This window comes from Massilia sp. 01N417, from assembly GCF_056399645.1.
On record NZ_JBFTRS010000047.1, the window covers coordinates 1 to 5114 of the forward strand.

Genomic DNA, 5114 nt, shown 5'->3' on the forward strand with positions numbered 1-5114 from the left:
GCGCCGCCGCGGCGGCCGTGGCCGCAAGGGACGCGAGCAGGCGGCCGAGCAGGCGGCCCCGGTGGCGGATACCCAGGCTGCGCCGGAAGACGTGCAGGAAGACCTCGGCATGGCCACCTGGCCGGCGCCGACGCCGGACCTGGTGGAAGAGGGAGCCGATAGCGCGGCCGCGCCGGCGGAGGTGCAGCCGGAAGCCGAGGCCGCAGCCGAAGCCGCCGCGGAACAGCCGGCCGCACCGGTGAAGGAACGCCGCCGCGCGCCGCGCAAGCCGTCCACCCGCAAATCCGCCGCGGCCCAGGCTGCGACCGCCGCCGCGCCTGAGGCGGGCGCCGACAACGCAGCCGTCGCGCTCGATGCCGTGGCGACGGTCGATGCCGCCGCGCCCCATGCCGCCGCAGCCGTGGCCGGCATCGATACCGTGGCCGACACGGATGGCGTGACCGACGCCGACCCGTCCGATCCGGCGCCGGACGAAGGGGAGGGCGACAAGCCGGGCCGCAACAAGTCGACCCGCCCGGCCCACAAGGCGCCGTCGCGCAAGCCGGCCACGCGCACCCGCCGCCCGGCCAAGCCGAAGACGCCGGAAGGCGCCTGATCCGGGCCATACGCGCGCCGGGTGGGCTCGAGGGTGTGTGATAATGACAACGCACTCTCAAGCTTGCCCGTTTGCGCAAAGGACCGACATCATGCGACCGCTCACCGGACTGCTCGTTTCCGCCGCCACACTGGCCGCCGCGCTCGCGGCGCCGTCCGCGTCCGCCGCCGCGCCGTCGGCCTCCCATCCGCTGCTCGGGATCTGGGTCCTGAGCATCCCCCAGCTCGGCTGCTCGGAGACCTACCACTTCCGCGGCGACGGCACCACCCTGGTCAAGAGCGCCCAGGAAGTTTCCGAGAGCGAGTTCACGGTGGCCGAAAAGCCGAGCGCCAAGGGCTTCTACAAGCTCGAAGATCGCGTCGTCAAGGACAACGGCAAGCAGGACTGCTCGGGCGAAGTGATGCCGGTCGGCACCCGCGCCACCAATTACCTGCGTTTCCATCCCTCGGGAGCGCGCTTCGTGATGTGCCGGGAAGAGTCGATGGAGGCTTGTATCGGGCCTTTCGAGCGCATGCCGGCGCAGGGGATTTAGTTACCTCGTCGTTCCCGCGAAGGCGGGAACCCAAGTTTGTTTGCGTGCCGGCTGCTCATGCAGAACTTGGATTCCCGCCTGCGCGGGAATGAGGTTTACGAGTTCGCGGTAATGGCGATTGCAGGTTGCAGGCCCAGGATCGATGGCCGCGCTCGCGGCTTCGGTGTATATTGCTCGGCGATTAGTCAATCGTCATTATCGGAACCCTGATGTCCCCGGCACTCCTCTTCTGCATCCTCATCGCTTATTTCGCACTGCTGCTCGGCGTCGCCTGGGCGACTTCGCGCAACGCCAACAACGACAGCTTCTTCATCGGTAACAAGAGCAGCAACTGGATGCTGGTCGCCTTCGGCATGGTCGGCACCACGCTGTCCGGCGCCACCTTCATCAGCGTGCCGGGCGCGGTCGGCCTGGATGGCTTCGGCTACGCCCAGATCCTGATCGGCTATGTGTTCGGCTACATCGCCGTGGTCTACCTGCTGCTGCCGCTGTACTACCGGCTCAAGCTGACCTCGATCTACACCTATCTCGACGGCCGCCTCGGGCGCCGCGCCTACCAGAGCGGGGCCGGCTTCTTCATCCTGTCGCGCCTGTTCGGCGCCACCGCGCGCCTGTACCTGGTGGTGGCGGTCCTGCAGAGCATCATCCTCGACAGCCTGGGCGTGCCGTTCTGGCTGACCACCTTCGTCATCCTCGGCATGATCCTGCTCTACACCTACCAGGGCGGGGTCAAGACCATCGTCTGGACCGACACCCTGCAGACCACCTGCATGCTGGGCGGCCTGTTCGCCTGCGTCTGGTTCATGCTCGGCCACCTCGACCTCACCGTCCCCCAGGCCCTGCAGCAGATGCACGAGCGCGGCCTGTCGCGCGTGTTCACCGTCGATGCCGACAGCCCGAATTTCTGGCTGAAGCAGATCGTGGCCGGCGCCTTCATCGTCGTCACCATGACCGGCATGGACCAGGAGATGATGCAGAAGACGATTTCCGTGAAGACCCTGGGCGACTCCCAGAAGAACCTGCTGAGCCTGACCGCGGTGCTGGTGGTGGTGCTGTCCGCCTTCCTGTTCCTGGGCGGCCTGCTTTACCTGTACGCGCCGATTGCCGGCGTCACCGCCACCGGCGACAAGATCTTCGCCGCCGTGGTCATGGGCCACCTGCCGGCCGCGGTCCAGATCATCTTCCTGATCGCCCTGATCTCGGCCCTGTTCCCCAGCGCCGACGGCGCCATCACCGCGCTCACCTCCACCTTCTGCATCGACATCCTCGGCATCAAGCGCCGCGACGACCTGTCGGAAGAAGGCAAGCAGCGCCTGCGCCGCCACGTCCACCTCGGCTTCGCCCTGCTGTTCCTGCTGATGGTGCTGTTCTTCAAATGGGTCGACAATCCCAGCATGATCGGCGTGATCCTGAAGCTGGCCGGCTATACCTACGGACCGTTGCTCGGCCTGTTCGCCTTCGGCATGATGACCAGGCGCACGCTGAACGACCGCATGGTGCCGGTGGTCACGATCGGCGCGCCGGTCCTGTGCGCGCTGCTCGAATACAACCAGCATTACCTGCTCGGCCATTACCGATTGGGCCTGGAGTTGCTTATTGTCAACGGCGCACTCGTGTTCCTGGGCTTGCTGGCGATCTCGCGCCGGGCGACCATCAAGCCCGCCGCCGTCGCCGCCTAACCTCTTTCAAAGGAGTTCCCGATGCCATTCAAGCCCATGACCTCCCTGCGCCGCGGCCTCGGGTCGCTCTGGCGCGGCCTCGACGCCACCCGCCGCTTCGTGCTGAACCTGGTCTTCCTGCTGGTCCTGATCTTCCTGCTGTGGGGGATCTTCGGCGGCGGCATCAAGCCGCTGGCGCCGAAGACCGCCCTGGTGCTCGACCTGAAGGGCGAGCTGGTCGAAGAGAAGGCCGGCAGCGTGCGCGACTCGCTGGTGGCCGGCCTGTCCGGCAACGGGCGCCGCCTGATCCAGCTGCGCGACGTCCTCACCGTGCTCGACGCCGCCGCCAAGGACGGCAACATCGACAGCGTGGTGCTGCTGCTCGACGAGATGAATGGCGGCGGCCTGGCCTCGCTGCGCGAAATCGGCGCCGCCGTCGAGCGCGTGAAGGCGGCCGGCAAGACGGTAGTCGCCTGGGGCGGAGCCTACGACCAGAAGCGCTACCTGGTGGCCTCGCATGCCAACGAGGTCTACCTGCACCCGATGGGCATGGTGATGATCGAAGGCTTCGGACGCCACCGCAACTACTACCGCGACGCCCTCGACAAGGTCGGCGTGACGGTCAACCTGATGAAGGTCGGCACCTACAAGAGCTTTGCCGAGCCGTTCATCGGCAACGGTCCGTCGCCGGCGGCCCAGGAAGCCGACAGCTTCCTCTACAACGCCCTGTGGACCAACTACACGAACGAAGTCGAGAAGGCGCGCAGGCTGCCGGCCGGCAGCATCGCCAAGGGCATCGAAGAGCTGCCGCAGCGCATGACGGCCGCCAACGGCAATGCCGGCAAGGTGGCGCTGGACGCCAAGCTGATCGACGGCCTCAAGACCCGCGACGAAGTGCGCGCCCTGATGGTCAAGCGCGGCGCCTACGACGAAGCCAACAAGACCTTCCGCCAGGTATCCTTCCAGGACTACCTGTCGCGCAATCCGCCCAAGCTCTTGGGCGATGCGGTGGCCGTGGTGGTCGCCGCCGGCGACATCACCGAGGGCACGGGCGGGCCCGGCATGGTGGGCGGCATCACGACCGCCAACATGATCCGCGCCGCGCGCGAAGACAAGCAGGTCAAGGCCCTGGTCCTGCGCATCAACTCGCCGGGCGGCAGCGCCTACGGTTCGGAGCTGATCCGCCGCGAGCTGGAACTGACCCGCAACGCCGGCAAGCCGGTGGTGGTGTCGATGGGCGACGTCGCCGCGTCCGGCGGCTACTGGATCTCGATGGCGGCCGACGAGGTCATCGCCGACCCGAATACCGTGACCGGCTCGATCGGCGTGTTCGCGATCCTGCCGACCGCGGACAAGGTGGTCGACAAGCTGGGCATCCACACGGCCGGCGTGACCACCACCTGGCTGGCCGACGCCTACAATCCGCTGCGCCCGCTGGATCCGCGCTTCGGCCAGGTGGTGCAGGCCAGCATCAACCACATCTACGACGAGTTCACCACCAAGGCCGCGATCGCGCGCCGCACCACGCCCGAAAAGATCGACGCCGTCGGCCAGGGCCGGGTGTGGACCGGCGGCCAGGCCAAGGAACGCGGCCTGGTCGACCGCCTCGGCAGCTATGGCGACGCCCTGCAGTCGGCCGCCAAGCGCGCCCACCTGGAGGGCAATTTCCGCGTCGCCTACACCGAGCGCGAGGAAAGCGTGTTCGCGCGCTTGCTGGAGCGCATGGGCCTGTCGGAGGCCCAGGCCCTGACCGTCCAGGTCAAGCTGGGCCTGCTGCCGGCCGACCTGACCCTGGATGCGCTGCCGGCCGGCGCCGCCGCCGGGGTGGCGAAGGACCTCGGCTGGCTGTCGCAGGTGGCCTCGCGCCGCCAGCCCTTCGCAGCGGTAACGCACTGCCTGTGCGAAGCCCCTTGACGCTCTTAAAGGGCGTTAAGCCTTTGTAACAAGTTGTAGACCCGAGCAAGCCAGTCCCTACGGGCGCGGAGCCGATCCGCGCCCGTTTTCGTTTTTGCTTCTGTACGTTCTGAAACATAAAGGCAGGGCGCTCCATGCTACATTCGGGGAGTCATTTTTATTGTGCATTTGAACACTCGGCCGCCAAGGACTCGCATGAACCCGACCGTTACCCCAGATAAGGAAAAGCCAGCCATCCGCCCCCAGCGCACACGCCGTTCGCGCGTGATCGGCGCCATCGTCGCCATCCTCGTGATGGCCGGCCTGGGCTGGCTGGCCTGGCACCTGACCCACCAGAGCGCCGGTACCGGCGCCGGGCCGGGCGCGGGCGCGGGAGCGCGGGGGCAGGGCGGCGCGGGCGCCGGTGGTCCGGGCG

General features: G+C 67.7%; 3 protein-coding genes and 2 pseudogenes. All 5 read left to right on the forward strand.

Going from position 1 to position 5114, the window contains the following annotated elements:
* A pseudogene (locus AC1DOQ_RS26715) lies at positions 1–595 on the forward strand (hypothetical protein); the annotation flags it as partial.
* A gap of 91 nt (positions 596–686) precedes the next feature.
* Entirely contained in the window at positions 687–1127 is a 441-nt protein-coding gene (locus AC1DOQ_RS26720) for a hypothetical protein (protein WP_477371374.1), read from the forward strand.
* Between the two features lie 209 nt (positions 1128–1336).
* Positions 1337–2806, forward strand: a complete 1470-nt coding sequence (locus AC1DOQ_RS26725) for a sodium:solute symporter (protein WP_477371376.1) — start codon at positions 1337–1339, stop codon at positions 2804–2806.
* 21 nt (positions 2807–2827) lie between these two features.
* Positions 2828–4699 (forward strand): signal peptide peptidase SppA, encoded by a 1872-nt coding sequence (gene sppA, locus AC1DOQ_RS26730; protein WP_477371378.1) that lies wholly within the window; start codon positions 2828–2830, stop codon positions 4697–4699.
* 195 nt (positions 4700–4894) lie between these two features.
* Positions 4895–5114, forward strand: a pseudogene (locus tag AC1DOQ_RS26735) (efflux transporter periplasmic adaptor subunit); the annotation flags it as partial.

What these genes read in the sequence shown, in the direction of transcription:
- AC1DOQ_RS26720 (WP_477371374.1), top strand. Translation starts at nt 687, where the DNA reads ATGCGACCGCTCACCGGACTGCTCGTTTCCGCCGCCACACTGGCCGCC.
- AC1DOQ_RS26725 (WP_477371376.1), top strand. Translation starts at nt 1,337, where the DNA reads ATGTCCCCGGCACTCCTCTTCTGCATCCTCATCGCTTATTTCGCACTG.
- sppA (WP_477371378.1), top strand. Translation starts at nt 2,828, where the DNA reads ATGCCATTCAAGCCCATGACCTCCCTGCGCCGCGGCCTCGGGTCGCTC.